Here is a 14,444-nt window from a genome sequence, read left to right as displayed (position 1 = left end):
TAACGCAAGTTAAGTATGAATGAGAGGGGAACAACCTAGAATGGCAAGAGAATTTTCGCTAGAAAAAACTCGTAATATCGGAATCATGGCCCACGTTGATGCTGGTAAAACAACAACAACTGAACGTATCCTTTATTACACTGGTAAAATCCATAAAATTGGTGAAACACATGAAGGTGCTTCTCAAATGGACTGGATGGAACAAGAACAAGAACGCGGAATCACGATCACTTCTGCTGCGACAACTGCGCAATGGAAAGAAAACCGTGTAAACATCATCGACACACCAGGACACGTGGATTTCACCATTGAAGTTCAACGTTCATTGCGTGTATTAGATGGTGCTGTAACAGTTTTGGACTCACAATCAGGTGTAGAACCTCAAACTGAAACAGTATGGCGTCAAGCGACAGACTACCGCGTACCACGTGTTGTATTCTGTAACAAAATGGATAAGATCGGTGCAGACTTCTTATACTCTGTATCAACTTTACATGATCGCTTGCAAGCAAATGCGCATCCAATCCAATTACCAATTGGTGCGGAAGATGACTTTGTCGGTATCATCGACTTAGTTAAAATGAAAGCTGAAATGTATACAAATGATTTAGGAACAGAAATCCAAGAGACTGAAATTCCTGAAGATTATATCGAATTAGCTGAAGAATGGCGCGAAAAATTGATCGAAGCTGTTGCTGATACTGACGAAGAACTAATGATGAAATTCTTGGACGGTGAAGAAATCACTGAAGCAGAATTGAAAGCTGGTATCCGTCAAGCAACATTAACAGTTGACTTTTTCCCTGTACTTTGCGGATCTGCCTTTAAAAACAAAGGGGTTCAAATGATGTTGGATGCAGTCATCGACTATCTTCCATCACCACTTGATGTGCCTGCGATCAAAGGGATCAATCCTAAAACAGACGAAGAAACTGATCGTCCAGCTGACGATGAAGCACCTTTTGCTTCATTAGCATTTAAAGTAATGACTGACCCATTCGTAGGTCGTTTGACATTCTTCCGTGTATATTCAGGTGTCTTGAACTCTGGATCATATGTATTGAATGCATCAAAAGACAAACGCGAACGTATCGGTCGTATCCTGCAAATGCATGCCAACACACGTGCTGAGATCCAAACGGTTTACTCAGGCGATATCGCGGCAGCAGTTGGTTTGAAAGATACAACAACAGGGGATACATTGTGTGACGAAAAATCACCAGTTATCCTTGAATCAATCGAATTCCCAGAACCAGTTATCGAAGTCGCTGTTGAACCTAAATCAAAAGCTGACCAAGATAAAATGGGTATTGCTTTACAAAAACTTGCTGAAGAAGATCCATCATTCCGTGTGGAAACAAACGCTGAAACAGGCGAAACTGTTATCGCTGGTATGGGAGAACTTCACTTGGACGTTTTAGTTGACCGTATGCGTCGTGAATTTAAAGTTGAAGCAAACGTAGGTGCGCCTCAAGTTTCTTATCGCGAAACATTCCGTGCAGCAACACAAGCGGAAGGTAAATTTGTACGTCAGTCTGGTGGTAAAGGTCAATACGGTCACGTATGGGTCGAATTTACACCAAACGAAGAAGGTAAAGGCTTCGAATTCGAAAACGCGATCGTCGGTGGTGTGGTTCCACGTGAATACATCCCAGCGGTTGAAAAAGGTCTTGAAGACTCAATGGCGAACGGTGTCTTAGCCGGTTATCCATTAGTAGACATCAAAGCAAAACTTTATGATGGTTCATACCATGATGTCGATTCAAGTGAAACTGCCTTCCGTGTTGCAGCATCTATGGCTTTACGTGCTGCTGCTAAGAAAGCAAAACCAGTTATTCTTGAACCAATGATGAAAGTTGTTATCACTGTCCCTGAAGATTACTTAGGTGATGTAATGGGTCACGTAACAGCACGTCGTGGACGTGTAGAAGGAATGGAAGCACATGGTAATTCACAAATCGTGAATGCAATCGTACCATTGGCAGAAATGTTTGGCTATGCTACAACATTACGTTCATCTACACAAGGTCGCGGTACGTTCATGATGACATTTGATCACTATGAAGATGTACCTAAATCTGTTCAAGAAGAAATCATCAAGAAAAACGGCGGCAAAGCTGAATAATTGATGTAGCTCTACGAAATTCATCAAAATGCTATATTTTTTGGAGAGTTTCGTGTACAATATTATCGATGATAAGGGATGGGGAGCTTTTGCTCCCTACCTATCAAAATATAAAAATAATCTTTTTTTTAGGAGGAACATTTTAAAATGGCAAAAGAAAAATTTGACCGTTCTAAACCCCACGTTAACATTGGTACGATCGGACACGTTGACCATGGTAAAACTACACTTACAGCTGCAATCACAACTGTATTAGCTAAAAAAGGCTTGGCAAAAGCATCTGCTTATGACCAAATCGATGGCGCTCCAGAAGAACGCGAACGCGGAATCACTATCTCTACAGCTCACGTTGAGTATGAAACAGAAGCACGTCACTATGCCCACGTTGACTGCCCAGGACACGCGGACTACGTTAAAAACATGATTACTGGTGCTGCTCAAATGGACGGCGCGATCTTAGTAGTATCTGCTGCTGATGGTCCTATGCCTCAAACACGCGAACACATCTTGTTATCTCGTAACGTTGGTGTACCATACATCGTTGTTTTCTTAAACAAAATGGATATGGTCGATGACGAAGAATTACTTGAATTAGTTGAAATGGAAGTTCGTGACTTATTGTCAGAATATGACTTCCCAGGCGACGACGTTCCTGTAATCGCTGGTTCAGCTTTGAAAGCTCTAGAAGGCGAAGCTTCATACGAAGAAAAAATCTTAGAATTGATGGCTGCAGTTGACGAATACGTTCCAACTCCAGAACGTGACACTGACAAACCATTCATGATGCCAGTCGAAGACGTATTCTCAATCACTGGACGTGGTACTGTTGCTACAGGCCGTGTTGAACGTGGACAAGTCCGCGTTGGTGACGAAGTTGAAATCGTTGGTATTGCTGAAGCAACTGCGAAAACAACTGTAACTGGTGTTGAAATGTTCCGTAAATTGTTAGACTATGCTGAAGCAGGGGATAACATTGGTGCATTACTACGTGGTGTTGCTCGTGAAGACATCCAACGTGGACAAGTATTAGCTAAAGCTGGTACAATCACACCTCATACAAAATTTAAAGCTGAAGTTTACGTTTTAACAAAAGAAGAAGGTGGCCGTCATACGCCATTCTTCACTAACTACCGTCCTCAGTTCTACTTCCGTACAACTGACGTAACTGGTGTTGTTGAATTACCAGAAGGCACTGAAATGGTTATGCCTGGTGATAACGTAACAATCGACGTTGAATTGATCCACCCAATCGCTATCGAAGACGGAACTCGTTTCTCAATTCGTGAAGGCGGACGTACTGTTGGTTCAGGCGTTGTAACTTCAATCCAAGCTTAATTAGATTGAATCAAAAAGCAGAAGCGCATGCGCTTCTGCTTTTTTGCGTTATTTTGTTAAATGCTGCTCTTTCAAAAAATGATCGAACCCTTGGTCGGGCGTATGACTATAAAACCCAGCGAACTTATCAGACCAAGTCTTTGTTTCTCTCGCTTCCCCGAATGCAGTCATGGTTTGGTCGTAGGCAGCAATCAAATCATATGGATACGGTTGATAGCTGTTATAGTGGATGACCGCTGCTTCGGGTATGCGTGGTTTGACCTTCATGTCGACGATTGGTTTTCCAATGCTCAAGCCAGCAACAGGGTAGACATACGCTGGCAAATCGAGGAGTTTTGCAATCTTTTGACTATCTTTTCTGACGCTGCCGGAAATCACAGTCCCTAAGCCTAGAGATTCGGCAGCAATCGATGCTGTTTGCAACGCGATGCTTGCATCCGTAGTGGCAATCAGGAGTGGTTGATATCCTTCATCGACCAAATAGGGCGTGCCTTTGACATCGGCGACTTGCTTGGTCCTTTGTAGATCTGCTAGAAATAACAAGAAAACAGAGCTTGCAGCGATGTGGGGATTTCCTGGATTCCAAGCCGCCAGTTGTTCACGAATGGCCATATCATCAATCACGATGATCGAGTAAGCTTGGCCGTTCATCCAGCTAGGGGCTTGGCGAGCAGCTTCTAGAATCGCTTGTAATTGCTCCTTTGGCAGTTGATGTTGCGGATCGAATTGACGATAGGTTCTGTGGTTTTGTAAAAGTTCAATGGTTTCGTTCATATGATAGCTCCTTTAATTGTGAAGTGACTTTTTGAAACCGCTCTGTAAACAGCGAGAGGTCTTTTTCAGATAACCGTGTGTAATTCAGTCGTACTGCGTTCGTTTCGTTGCTAAACAAAAAAGCAGGGGCCCCTAAGAGTGAATTGCGCAACAATACTTGCCAATCGTTGCGGTGTAATGATGGGTGTCGCCACTGTAACCAGAAATAAAGTCCGCCTTTGATCGACTGCCATTGCCAATCATCTTTAAAAGGCAATAGGATTTGTTCGAGGGCTGTTTTTCTGTGCGCCATTTCTTGCAGCAATAGGTGTTTTTGGGAAAAAAATTCAGGTGATTGCAAGGCGCTGTTTGCTAAGACTTGCGGGAAAATGGTTGTATCGATCGACATACGACGTTTTGCTTGAGCAAACTGTTCTGCCAATGCTTCAGGTGCCAATAGCCAACCAATTTTGATCGTTGCGCCCAATAGTTTTGACAGAGAACCTAGATAAATTACTGTTTCTGGTGCTAACGTTTTTAATTTTGGTGGTGTTTCTGACAAAGACAATTCCCCAAAGACATCGTCTTCGATGATTGGGACTTGATATCTTTGACACAGGGCGATGATTGCTTTCCGCCTATTTAAGCCCATCGTGTGGCCAGTTGGATTTTGAAAGCTTGGGTTTAAGTAGAGAAACTTGATTTTCTTTTCCTTTAACGTACGTTCTAATGCCAGGGGCAAGATACCTTCATCGTCTTGCTTGATGCCTACCAATTGAACGTCCATTGTTGAAAAAAGCGGCAATGCAAATAAGAAAGAAGGGTCTTCAGCGGCAATGCAATCCCCAGAACGCAACAATACTTGCATCAAAAGTGTGATTCCTTGTGTGGATCCTGCGGTAATCACTAATTTTTGACCACTAGTGGGTAAAGCGAAGGAATCCACCAAGTGACGCAATAAAGTTTCTTCTAGTGGGCGGTAACCAGATGCGGATAGGTGCTGACTTTCTTGGCGGATTTCTTCCCAAGTAAATGCCGGGAACGTAAAGTTAGGCATCAAGTCAGGAGGGAGATCACCAGTGTATAAATCAAGGGCCTCAGTGTCCTGTCGTAATTGCTGAATCTCTGTGACGAAGGGATCTTGTTGTAAATAAGGGCTATCTAAAGATGCTCTTAAATAAGAGAGTGGTGCTTGCCTGCTGCCCCAACGTCCTTCCAATACCTTAGATCCGCTGCCTTGTTTCCTTGAGATCCAGCCAAGGCTTTTGAGTTCATCTAATGCTTTGACGACAGTCGAACGGTTGACAGAAAAATCAGCGGCTAGATCCCGCTCGGGCGGTAGACGATCTCCAGGTCCATAAAGACCACTCTGGATTTGATCAATGAAATAAGCGACGATTTGTTGGTAAAGAGGCTGCTTGCTCTCTTTATCGATTTTGTGTACCATGACAACCCACCTTTTATCAATTGGATGGTTCTAAAATAAGCCAAATGGCTCTTTTCGTCAAGGAGAAGATTGACTATACTAAGAAAAAAGGGGGCATGAAGATGGAAAAAGTATTAACGATTGCAGGCTCTGACTCAACAGGTGGGGCGGGCATCGAAGCCGATTTGAAGACATTTCAAGAGTATGGCACATTCGGATTTGCTTCGTTGGCATCGATCGTCACGATGGATCCGACGACGGGTTGGCAACACGAGGTAACAGCTATAGGAGCGGATTTGGTTGAAAAACAATTGATCTCAGCATTAGCCGGGGAAGCCATGGATGCAGTGAAAACCGGGATGCTAGGCAATGAACAAAATATCAAAGTGGCGGCGCGTGTAATCAAAGAGCGCGGGATCAAACAGGTTGTCATCGATCCTGTGATTGCTTGTAAAGGTACCGCGCATATTTTGCAACCAGAAAGTGTAGAGGCAATCATTGCGGATTTATTGCCGCTTGCCGAAGTCGCTACACCGAATTTGGTTGAGGCCGGTATATTGTCTGGGCTAGGGGATCTAAGGACGATAGAAGAGATGAAAACAGCTGCCGCGAAGATCCATCATCTAGGAGCAAAAAATGTAGTGGTGAAAGGTGGTCACCGTTTACAAAGCAGCCAAGCGATCGATGTCTTGTACGATGGATCGACGTTCACAGTGTTAGAGGGACCTCGTATCGATACGGATTTTAACCATGGTGCGGGTTGTACTTTTTCGGCAGGTGTGACAGCCGGTTTAGCCAAAGGATGGACAGTGTTGGATAGTGTTCGTGTGGCGAAATCCTTCGTGGCAGCTGCGATCGAACAAGGAGTATCAATCAACTCGTATGTCGGACATGTATGGCATGGGGCGTATAATGAAGCAGAAAGAAGGATGCACCATGAATGATCGGAAGATTCAACGGGTGGTACTGGTCGCTCTTTTTGCCGCGTTGACTGTGATTGGTACAATGATTAAGATTCCACTGCCGACCGGTGCCTTCGTCCACTTAGGGAATGCAGTTCTTTTGCTGGCGGTATTGTTATTGGGCTATATCAACGGATCGCTGGCAGGTGGGTTGGGTTTTGCCATCTTTGATGTCTTAAATGGCTACGCCGCAGAAGCGCCCTATTTCATCCTGGAAAGTTTTATTGTAGGCGCAGCAGCGTACGGTGCCTTTCTTCTATTTAAAAAGAAACCCTATCGTGTCTGGCAATTGGTCGTTATTGGACTGGCAACAGGAATCGCCAAATTAGCGATGACACAAATCAAGAACACGGTGATGTTGTGGTATATGGGGAGTGCCTTCTCACATGCGTGGGCGGCAGCGCTGGTCAAACTGCCGGCGACGGTGATCAATGTGACGGTGACGATCGTGCTGGTGGCCATACTTTATTTCCCATTGAAAGCAGCGATGGATCGTACATTTCGCGGTAGAATAAATGGATAAAAAAGAAGTGTACAATGCTTCTTTTTTTATTTCGTATAATTGAAGAAAGTTTTCAGAAAGAAATGCAAAAGAATCGCGCATTTCCAATAAAAAAAGCTTGCAATCAATGTTTATCCGTAATATAATCATAAAGGTGCTGTTTACGTAAAATGCGTAAGTCACACTGGCAGCAAAGAAATTTCTGCCGGCTACGAAACGAGAGGTTGCGACACGCCCGGACGCTTTGCCATGGACGAGCGTGACGGAAAATTTTCGTGGAGCTATGTCTACTTTTCAAAATAGGCGAAGGAGGGAAAACAATGGCAAAACAAAAAATTCGTATCCGTTTAAAAGCGTATGAACATCGTATTTTAGATCAATCAGCGGATAAAATCGTAGAAACTGCAAAAAGAACTGGAGCTGGCGTATCTGGTCCAATTCCATTACCAACTGAACGCAGCTTGTACACGATCATCCGTGCGACACACAAATACAAAGATTCACGCGAACAATTCGAAATGCGTACACACAAACGTCTAATCGACATTGTGAATCCAACACCAAAAACAGTTGATGCTTTAATGAAGCTAGACTTGCCAAGCGGTGTAAACATCGAAATCAAACTATAATTAAATTGGAGGTGTAATCATGACCAAAGGAATCTTAGGGAAAAAAGTGGGAATGACACAAATCTTCACTGAGTCTGGCGAATTGATTCCAGTAACTGTAGTTGAAGCTACTGCTAACGTAGTACTACAAGTGAAAACAATCGAAAATGACGGCTACGAAGCAATTCAAGTCGGCTATCAAGATAAACGTGAAGTTTTGTCTAACAAACCTGCGAAAGGTCATGTTGCGAAAGCAAACACGGCTCCTAAGCGCTTCATTCGCGAATTCAAGAATGTAGAGCTTGAGGGCTTAGAAGTAGGATCAGAAATCAAAGTTGATATTTTTGAAGCGGGAGACATCATTGATGTAACTGGTACTTCGAAAGGTAAAGGATTCCAAGGCGTTATCAAACGTCACGGACAAAGCCGCGGACCAATGTCTCACGGTTCTCGTTACCATCGTCGTCCTGGTTCAATGGGTCCAGTAGCTCCAAACCGTGTCTTCAAAAACAAACGTCTTGCTGGCCGTATGGGTGGCGATCGTATCACGATCCAAAACTTGGAAATCGTACGTGTGGACGCAGAACGCAACGTTATTCTGATCAAAGGAAACGTTCCTGGCGCGAAAAAATCATTGATTACAATCAAATCAGCTGTGAAAGCTAAATAAACAGATAGGAAGAAAGGAGGAACTAAGGAATGCCGAATGTAGCATTATTCAAACAAGATGGAAGCCAAAATGGCGAAATTACATTGAACGAAGAAATCTTCGGAATTGAACCAAATGAAACAGTTGTCTACGATGCAATCATCATGCAACGCGCTTCATTAAGACAAGGAACACACGCTGTGAAAAACCGCAGTGCAGTTCGAGGCGGTGGCCGTAAACCATGGCGCCAAAAAGGAACTGGTCGTGCCCGTCAAGGTTCGATCCGCTCACCACAATGGCGTGGAGGTGGCGTAGTCTTCGGACCAACACCACGTTCATACAGCTACAAACTTCCTAAAAAAGTTCGTCGCTTAGCAATGAAATCTGTATTGTCAGAAAAAGTTGCTTCAAATAACTTGGTAGCAATCGAAGGATTAAGCTTTGATGCACCTAAAACAAAAGAATTCAAACAAGTTCTTGCTAACTTGACAATTGATTCTAAAGTATTGGTAGTTCTTGAATCTGAAAACGACTTTGCCGCTTTATCAGCGCGCAACTTGCCGAAAGTTTCTGTAGTAACTGCTGACAACATTAGTGTTCTTGACATCGTTTCAAGTGACAAATTACTTGTAACGAAAACTGCTCTTACTCAGATCGAGGAGGTGCTTGCATAATGAACTTACTAGACGTTATTAAACGCCCAGTGATCACTGAAAAATCAATGCTTGCCATGGATGACAAGAAATATACTTTTGAAGTGGACACAAAAGCAAACAAAACTTTAGTAAAACAAGCTGTAGAAGCTGCCTTTGACGGTGTGAAAGTGGCTAACGTGAATATCATCAACGTTCGTCCTAAATTCAAACGCATGGGTAAATATGCAGGGTATACAAAAAAACGTCGCAAAGCTGTTGTGACTTTAACTGAAGGTTCAAAAGAAATTACAATTTTCGAAGCTGCTGAATAAGTAGTCTACGTATAAATTTTACATGGGAGGGAAAAAGACGTGGCGATTAAAAAGTACAAACCTACCACGAACGGCCGTCGTAATATGACAAGTTCTGATTTCGCTGAAATCACAACTTCAACACCAGAAAAAACATTGTTAGCTCCTTTGAAAAACAATGCTGGTCGTAACAACAACGGACGTATCACGGTTCGTCATCAAGGTGGCGGTCACAAACGTCAATACCGTATAATCGATTTCAAACGTAACAAGGACAATGTCGTTGCTACAGTTAAAACGATTGAATATGATCCAAACCGTTCTGCTAACATTGCGTTAGTACATTACGAGGATGGAGTAAAAGCATACATCTTAGCACCTAAAGGATTAGAAGTTGGCACAAAGATCGTTTCTGGTCCAGAAGCAGATATCAAAGTAGGGAACGCATTACCACTTGAAAATATTCCAGTTGGTACAGTTATCCACAACATTGAAATGAAACCTGGCAAAGGCGGACAATTGATCCGTTCAGCTGGTACAAGTGCACAAGTACTTGGTAAAGAAGGTAAATATGTATTGATTCGTTTGAACTCAGGCGAGGTACGTATGATCTTGGCTACTTGCCGTGCAACGATCGGTGCTGTTGGTAATGAACAACATGAATTGATCAACATCGGTAAAGCTGGACGCTCTCGTTGGATGCGTAAACGCCCAACTGTTCGTGGTAGCGTAATGAACCCTAACGATCACCCACACGGTGGTGGTGAAGGCAAAGCACCAATCGGACGTAAAGCACCAGTTTCTCCTTGGGGACAACCTGCTCTTGGGTACAAAACTCGTAATAAAAAAGCAAAATCTGACAAACTTATTGTTCGTCGTAAAACCAAGTAACATTTATGACCGTGTGTCACATATTTTGAGAGGAGGTACACCATGGGTCGTAGTTTGAAAAAAGGACCTTTCGTCGATGATCATTTGATGAAAAAGGTTGAAGCACAAGAAGGCGCTGAAAAGAAAAAAGTGATCAAAACTTGGTCACGTCGTTCCACAATTTTCCCGAATTTTATCGGATATACTATTGCAGTATATGATGGACGGAAACATGTACCAGTTTACATCCAAGAAGACATGGTAGGACACAAATTAGGTGAATTTGCACCAACAAGAACTTATCGCGGACATGCTGCCGATGATAAGAAAACAAGACGCTAATTTTGAGGGGAGGATATCCAAAAATGGCAGAACAAATTACATCAGCGAAAGCAACTGCTAAAACAGTCCGCGTTTCTCCTCGCAAATCACGTCTAGTTATTGACTTAATCAGAGGGAAAAGCGTTGCTGAAGCAATCGCGATCTTAAAGTTCACACCAAATAAAGCTGCAGGAATCATCGAGAAAGTCTTGATGTCAGCTATCGCTAATGCAGAAAATAATTTTGACTTAGATGTTGAAAACTTGATCGTTTCTGAAGCATTCGTTAACGAAGGACCAACTATGAAACGGTTCCGTCCACGTGCGAAAGGTTCAGCATCACCAATCAACAAACGTACAAGTCATATTACTGTAGTCGTATCAGAAAAATAAGGAGGGACAATCAGTGGGTCAAAAAGTACATCCAATTGGAATGCGCGTAGGCATCATCCGTGACTGGGATGCTAAATGGTATGCTGAAAAAGAGTATGCTGAATTTCTACACGAAGATTTGAAAATCCGTAAATTTATCGCATCTAAACTTGCTGATGCCGCAGTGTCAACAGTTGAAATCGAACGCGCAGCAAACCGCGTGAACGTTTCAATCCACACAGCGAAACCAGGTATGGTTATCGGTAAAGGCGGATCTGAAGTCGAAAACCTAAGAAAAGAATTGAACAGCTTAACTGGCAAACGAGTTCACATCAACATTGTTGAAATCAAAAAACCAGATTTAGATGCAAAATTAGTGGGCGAAGGAATTGCACGTCAATTAGAAAACCGTGTGGCTTTCCGTCGTGCCCAAAAACAAGCGATCCAACGCACAATGCGTTCTGGCGCTAAAGGAATCAAAACACAAGTTTCTGGACGTCTAAACGGTGCCGATATCGCCCGTTCAGAAGGTTATTCAGAAGGAACTGTTCCACTTCATACATTACGTGCGGATATTGATTACGCATGGGAAGAAGCAGATACAACATACGGAAAACTAGGAGTTAAAGTGTGGATTTATCGTGGAGAAGTTCTTCCAACTAAAAAAAACACTGAGAAAGGAGGGAAATAATCATGTTAGTACCTAAACGTGTAAAACACCGTCGTGAGTTCCGTGGTAAAATGCGCGGTGAAGCAAAAGGCGGCAAAGAAGTGGCTTTCGGTGAATACGGCTTGCAAGCTGTTGAATCTCACTGGATCACTAACCGCCAAATTGAAGCATCTCGTATCGCCATGACTCGTTATATGAAACGTGGCGGGAAAGTATGGATCAAAATTTTCCCTCACAAATCATATACATCAAAAGCTATTGGCGTTCGTATGGGTAAAGGTAAAGGGGCTCCAGAAGGATGGGTATCACCAGTTAAACGTGGAAAAATCATGTTTGAAATTGCCGGTGTATCTGAAGAAGTGGCGCGTGAAGCGTTACGTCTTGCTTCTCACAAATTACCTATGAAAACGAAAATCGTAAAACGTGAGGAAATGGGTGGTGAATCGAATGAAGGTTAAAGAAATCAGAGAATTAACCACTGCCGAAATGCTAGATCAAGAAAAACAATTGAAAGAAGAATTGTTCAATCTTAGATTCCAATTAGCAACAGGTCAATTAGAAAACACTGCACGTATCAAAGAAGTACGTAAATCGATTGCACGCATCAAAACTGTTTTGCGTGAACAAGCTAAGTAATAGTGGAAGGAGGCCATTTAGCGTATGACTGAAGAAAGAAATCAACGCAAAGTTTACCAAGGTCGCGTGGTATCCGACAAAATGGATAAAACCATTACTGTTGTTGTTGAAACAAAGAAAAACCACCCTATCTACGGAAAACGTCTGAACTATTCTAAGAAATACAAAGCACACGATGAAAACAACGAAGCAAAAGTTGGCGATATCGTGAAAGTTATGGAAACTCGTCCATTATCAGCTACGAAACGTTTCCGTCTAGTAGAGATTGTTGAAAAGGCAGTGATTATCTAATCACACGAGATTTTCCTATATAGATTGTGAATTGCAAAATCTGAAAGGAGGATACACATCGTGATCCAAGCAGAAAGCCGATTAAGAGTCGCGGACAACTCAGGTGCCCGTGAAATCCTAACGATCAAAGTCCTTGGCGGATCTGGTCGTAAAACTGCCAATATTGGTGATGTGATCGTTGCTACGGTCAAACAAGCAACGCCAGGCGGGGTTGTCAAAAAAGGTGACGTCGTTAAAGCCGTTATCGTTCGTACAAAATCAGGAGCACGTCGTACAGACGGTTCTTATATCAAATTTGATGAAAATGCTGCGGTAATTATCCGTGATGATAAGAGCCCTCGTGGAACTCGTATCTTTGGCCCAGTGGCCCGCGAATTGCGTGAAGGCAACTTCATGAAGATCGTTTCCCTAGCACCAGAAGTATTGTAATAGTGAGTCTTATCTAAAGGAGGTGCGAAACAAACATGTTTGTTAAAAAAGGCGATAAAGTAAAAGTTATCACTGGTAAAGACAAAAATAAAGAAGGCGTTGTGCTAGCAGCGTTTCCTAAAAAAGACAAAGTCGTTGTCGAAGGTATCAATGTCGTGAAAAAACACCAAAAACCTTCTCAAACTGCTCCTCAAGGCGGAATCGTCGAAATGGAAGCACCCATTCATGTTTCAAACGTGATGGTGGTTGATCCTTCGAACGGTGAAGCAACACGTGTAGGTTACAAAGAAGTTGACGGCAAAAAAGTCCGCGTTTCTAAAAAAACCGGCGAAGTTCTTGATAAATAATCAGATGAAGGAAGGAGGGGCTAACAGATGAACCGCCTTAAAGAAAAATATTCAAAAGAAGTTGTCCCATCATTAATGGACAAATTTAACTACAGCTCAATCATGCAAGCACCACAAGTTGATAAAATCGTTATCAACATGGGTGTAGGTGACGCTGTGTCAAACGCTAAAAACTTAGACAAAGCTGTTGAAGAATTACAATTGATCTCAGGTCAAAAACCATTGATCACTAAAGCGAAAAAATCAATCGCTGGCTTCCGTTTACGTGAAGGTATGCCAATTGGTGCGAAAGTAACATTGCGCGGCGAAAGAATGTATGAATTCTTAGACAAATTGGTCAGTGTTTCATTGCCACGTGTCCGTGATTTCCACGGTGTGAGCAAAAAAGCGTTCGACGGACGCGGAAACTACACTTTAGGTATCAAAGAACAATTGATCTTCCCTGAAGTTGATTACGATTTGATCGACAAAGTACGTGGTATGGATATCGTTATTGTAACAACAGCAAACACAGATGAAGAATCTCGTGAATTGTTAACACAATTAGGCATGCCATTCCAAAAATAAAAAAAGGAGGCGAACTACGTGGCTAAAAAATCAATGATTGCTAAAAACAAACGCCCTGCTAAATTCTCAACTCAAGAATACACACGTTGCGAACGTTGCGGACGTCCACATTCAGTTTATCGTAAATTTCATCTATGCCGTATTTGCTTCCGCGAACTTGCCTATAAAGGACAAATTCCCGGCGTGAAGAAAGCTAGCTGGTAAACTATACTCGCATAAAGGAGGTAAATTATCCCATGGTCATGACAGATCCAATCGCAGATTTTCTAACGCGCGTGCGTAACGCAAACATGGTTAAACACGAAAGCTTAGAAGTACCTGCTTCAAAAATCAAACGTGATATCGCTGAAATCTTGAAACGTGAAGGTTTCGTCCGCGATGTTGAATACATTGAAGATGACAAACAAGGCGTGATCCGCGTATTTCTTAAATACGGCAAAAACGGCGAACGTGTTATCACTAACTTAAAGCGTATCTCTAAACCAGGCTTGCGTGCTTATGTCAAAGCTGACGAAGTACCTAAAGTATTGAACGGTCTAGGAATCGCAATTATCTCAACTTCTGACGGTGTAATCACTGATAAAGAAGCGAGAGCAAAAAATGTTGGCGGCGAAGTAGTCGCTTATGTATGGTAAT

Annotated in this window: 22 protein-coding genes; 20 read left to right on the top strand and 2 right to left on the bottom strand. The window is 42.6% G+C overall.

What is annotated here, in order from left to right; translation table 11 throughout:
- The first annotated feature begins 40 nt into the window (after positions 1-40).
- Positions 41-2,125, top strand: coding sequence for an elongation factor G (gene fusA, locus ACYVRS_RS11685; protein ID WP_313511174.1), 2,085 nt, complete (start codon positions 41-43; stop codon positions 2,123-2,125).
- Between the two features lie 147 nt (positions 2,126-2,272).
- Complete coding sequence (gene tuf, locus ACYVRS_RS11680; protein WP_312499775.1) at positions 2,273-3,460, top strand: elongation factor Tu; 1,188 nt, start codon at positions 2,273-2,275, stop codon at positions 3,458-3,460.
- 48 nt (positions 3,461-3,508) lie between these two features.
- Here the strand turns inward: tuf and ACYVRS_RS11675 are convergent, their stop codons facing one another.
- Both ACYVRS_RS11675 and ACYVRS_RS11670 read right to left on the bottom strand, forming a co-directional pair.
- Positions 3,509-4,234, bottom strand: coding sequence for a nitroreductase family protein (locus ACYVRS_RS11675; protein ID WP_461203394.1), 726 nt, complete (start codon positions 4,232-4,234; stop codon positions 3,509-3,511).
- The gene (locus ACYVRS_RS11670; RefSeq protein ID WP_313537653.1) at positions 4,218-5,660 is read right to left on the bottom strand and encodes an aminotransferase-like domain-containing protein; all 1,443 of its coding nucleotides are present in this window, start codon (positions 5,658-5,660) and stop codon (positions 4,218-4,220) included. Before ACYVRS_RS11670 ends, ACYVRS_RS11675 begins: the two co-directional genes overlap by 17 nt.
- Before the next feature lie 101 nt (positions 5,661-5,761).
- Here ACYVRS_RS11670 and thiD point away from each other — a divergent pair, with 101 nt between their 5' ends.
- From thiD to rpsH, 18 genes are all read left to right on the top strand, one after another.
- The gene (gene thiD, locus ACYVRS_RS11665) at positions 5,762-6,583 is read left to right on the top strand and encodes a bifunctional hydroxymethylpyrimidine kinase/phosphomethylpyrimidine kinase (RefSeq protein ID WP_461203393.1); all 822 of its coding nucleotides are present in this window, start codon (positions 5,762-5,764) and stop codon (positions 6,581-6,583) included.
- A complete protein-coding gene (locus ACYVRS_RS11660) occupies positions 6,576-7,124 on the top strand; it encodes an ECF transporter S component (protein WP_313537648.1) in 549 nt (182 codons plus the stop codon). The genes thiD and ACYVRS_RS11660 overlap by 8 nt, the downstream gene beginning before the upstream one ends.
- Before the next feature lie 299 nt (positions 7,125-7,423).
- A complete protein-coding gene (gene rpsJ, locus ACYVRS_RS11655) occupies positions 7,424-7,732 on the top strand; it encodes a 30S ribosomal protein S10 (RefSeq protein ID WP_003127966.1) in 309 nt (102 codons plus the stop codon).
- A gap of 19 nt (positions 7,733-7,751) precedes the next feature.
- Complete coding sequence (gene rplC / locus ACYVRS_RS11650) at positions 7,752-8,381, top strand: 50S ribosomal protein L3 (protein ID WP_054115696.1); 630 nt, start codon at positions 7,752-7,754, stop codon at positions 8,379-8,381.
- Positions 8,382-8,410: 29 nt separating this feature from the next.
- The gene (rplD, locus tag ACYVRS_RS11645; RefSeq protein ID WP_054115697.1) at positions 8,411-9,034 is read left to right on the top strand and encodes a 50S ribosomal protein L4; all 624 of its coding nucleotides are present in this window, start codon (positions 8,411-8,413) and stop codon (positions 9,032-9,034) included.
- Positions 9,034-9,327, top strand: a complete 294-nt coding sequence (locus ACYVRS_RS11640; protein ID WP_312498070.1) for a 50S ribosomal protein L23 — start codon at positions 9,034-9,036, stop codon at positions 9,325-9,327. Before rplD ends, ACYVRS_RS11640 begins: the two co-directional genes overlap by 1 nt.
- Before the next feature lie 39 nt (positions 9,328-9,366).
- Entirely contained in the window at positions 9,367-10,197 is an 831-nt protein-coding gene (rplB, locus tag ACYVRS_RS11635) for a 50S ribosomal protein L2 (RefSeq protein ID WP_054115699.1), read from the top strand.
- A gap of 42 nt (positions 10,198-10,239) precedes the next feature.
- Complete coding sequence (gene rpsS / locus ACYVRS_RS11630) at positions 10,240-10,518, top strand: 30S ribosomal protein S19 (RefSeq protein ID WP_054115700.1); 279 nt, start codon at positions 10,240-10,242, stop codon at positions 10,516-10,518.
- A 23-nt stretch (positions 10,519-10,541) separates the two neighbouring features.
- On the top strand, positions 10,542-10,889 hold the full coding sequence (gene rplV, locus ACYVRS_RS11625) for a 50S ribosomal protein L22 (RefSeq protein WP_003127973.1): 348 nt from the start codon (positions 10,542-10,544) through the stop codon (positions 10,887-10,889).
- A 13-nt stretch (positions 10,890-10,902) separates the two neighbouring features.
- On the top strand, positions 10,903-11,559 hold the full coding sequence (gene rpsC / locus ACYVRS_RS11620) for a 30S ribosomal protein S3 (RefSeq protein ID WP_054115701.1): 657 nt from the start codon (positions 10,903-10,905) through the stop codon (positions 11,557-11,559).
- Between the two features lie 2 nt (positions 11,560-11,561).
- Positions 11,562-11,996, top strand: coding sequence for a 50S ribosomal protein L16 (rplP, locus tag ACYVRS_RS11615; protein ID WP_054115702.1), 435 nt, complete (start codon positions 11,562-11,564; stop codon positions 11,994-11,996).
- Positions 11,986-12,174, top strand: coding sequence for a 50S ribosomal protein L29 (gene rpmC / locus ACYVRS_RS11610; protein WP_002288664.1), 189 nt, complete (start codon positions 11,986-11,988; stop codon positions 12,172-12,174). Before rplP ends, rpmC begins: the two co-directional genes overlap by 11 nt.
- A gap of 24 nt (positions 12,175-12,198) precedes the next feature.
- Positions 12,199-12,465: a 30S ribosomal protein S17 gene (gene rpsQ / locus ACYVRS_RS11605; protein ID WP_054115703.1), complete on the top strand. Its 267-nt coding sequence runs from the start codon at positions 12,199-12,201 to the stop codon at positions 12,463-12,465.
- A 60-nt stretch (positions 12,466-12,525) separates the two neighbouring features.
- Positions 12,526-12,894, top strand: a complete 369-nt coding sequence (gene rplN / locus ACYVRS_RS11600) for a 50S ribosomal protein L14 (protein ID WP_003128006.1) — start codon at positions 12,526-12,528, stop codon at positions 12,892-12,894.
- Positions 12,895-12,929: 35 nt separating this feature from the next.
- The gene (rplX, locus tag ACYVRS_RS11595; protein WP_054115704.1) at positions 12,930-13,241 is read left to right on the top strand and encodes a 50S ribosomal protein L24; all 312 of its coding nucleotides are present in this window, start codon (positions 12,930-12,932) and stop codon (positions 13,239-13,241) included.
- A 27-nt stretch (positions 13,242-13,268) separates the two neighbouring features.
- Positions 13,269-13,808 (top strand): 50S ribosomal protein L5, encoded by a 540-nt coding sequence (rplE, locus tag ACYVRS_RS11590; RefSeq protein ID WP_054115705.1) that lies wholly within the window; start codon positions 13,269-13,271, stop codon positions 13,806-13,808.
- A gap of 18 nt (positions 13,809-13,826) precedes the next feature.
- A complete protein-coding gene (locus tag ACYVRS_RS11585; RefSeq protein WP_003128010.1) occupies positions 13,827-14,012 on the top strand; it encodes a type Z 30S ribosomal protein S14 in 186 nt (61 codons plus the stop codon).
- Between the two features lie 32 nt (positions 14,013-14,044).
- Complete coding sequence (gene rpsH / locus ACYVRS_RS11580) at positions 14,045-14,443, top strand: 30S ribosomal protein S8 (protein WP_005227093.1); 399 nt, start codon at positions 14,045-14,047, stop codon at positions 14,441-14,443.
- Position 14,444 lies beyond the last annotated feature (1 nt).

The sequence above is a fragment of the Enterococcus salsurae genome, assembly GCF_054784955.1.
Note: the sequence above shows the minus strand (reverse complement) of the source record. Positions and strands in the feature narration are given on the sequence as shown.

Coding starts and splice junctions, on each gene's coding strand:
- fusA (WP_313511174.1), top strand. CDS start 41: ATGGCAAGAGAATTTTCGCTAGAAAAAACTCGTAATATCGGAATCATG.
- tuf (WP_312499775.1), top strand. CDS start 2,273: ATGGCAAAAGAAAAATTTGACCGTTCTAAACCCCACGTTAACATTGGT.
- ACYVRS_RS11675 (WP_461203394.1), bottom strand. CDS start 4,234: ATGAACGAAACCATTGAACTTTTACAAAACCACAGAACCTATCGTCAA.
- ACYVRS_RS11670 (WP_313537653.1), bottom strand. CDS start 5,660: ATGGTACACAAAATCGATAAAGAGAGCAAGCAGCCTCTTTACCAACAA.
- thiD (WP_461203393.1), top strand. CDS start 5,762: ATGGAAAAAGTATTAACGATTGCAGGCTCTGACTCAACAGGTGGGGCG.
- ACYVRS_RS11660 (WP_313537648.1), top strand. CDS start 6,576: ATGAATGATCGGAAGATTCAACGGGTGGTACTGGTCGCTCTTTTTGCC.
- rpsJ (WP_003127966.1), top strand. CDS start 7,424: ATGGCAAAACAAAAAATTCGTATCCGTTTAAAAGCGTATGAACATCGT.
- rplC (WP_054115696.1), top strand. CDS start 7,752: ATGACCAAAGGAATCTTAGGGAAAAAAGTGGGAATGACACAAATCTTC.
- rplD (WP_054115697.1), top strand. CDS start 8,411: ATGCCGAATGTAGCATTATTCAAACAAGATGGAAGCCAAAATGGCGAA.
- ACYVRS_RS11640 (WP_312498070.1), top strand. CDS start 9,034: ATGAACTTACTAGACGTTATTAAACGCCCAGTGATCACTGAAAAATCA.
- rpsS (WP_054115700.1), top strand. CDS start 10,240: ATGGGTCGTAGTTTGAAAAAAGGACCTTTCGTCGATGATCATTTGATG.
- rplV (WP_003127973.1), top strand. CDS start 10,542: ATGGCAGAACAAATTACATCAGCGAAAGCAACTGCTAAAACAGTCCGC.
- rplP (WP_054115702.1), top strand. CDS start 11,562: ATGTTAGTACCTAAACGTGTAAAACACCGTCGTGAGTTCCGTGGTAAA.
- rpmC (WP_002288664.1), top strand. CDS start 11,986: ATGAAGGTTAAAGAAATCAGAGAATTAACCACTGCCGAAATGCTAGAT.
- rpsQ (WP_054115703.1), top strand. CDS start 12,199: ATGACTGAAGAAAGAAATCAACGCAAAGTTTACCAAGGTCGCGTGGTA.
- rplX (WP_054115704.1), top strand. CDS start 12,930: ATGTTTGTTAAAAAAGGCGATAAAGTAAAAGTTATCACTGGTAAAGAC.
- rplE (WP_054115705.1), top strand. CDS start 13,269: ATGAACCGCCTTAAAGAAAAATATTCAAAAGAAGTTGTCCCATCATTA.
- rpsH (WP_005227093.1), top strand. CDS start 14,045: ATGGTCATGACAGATCCAATCGCAGATTTTCTAACGCGCGTGCGTAAC.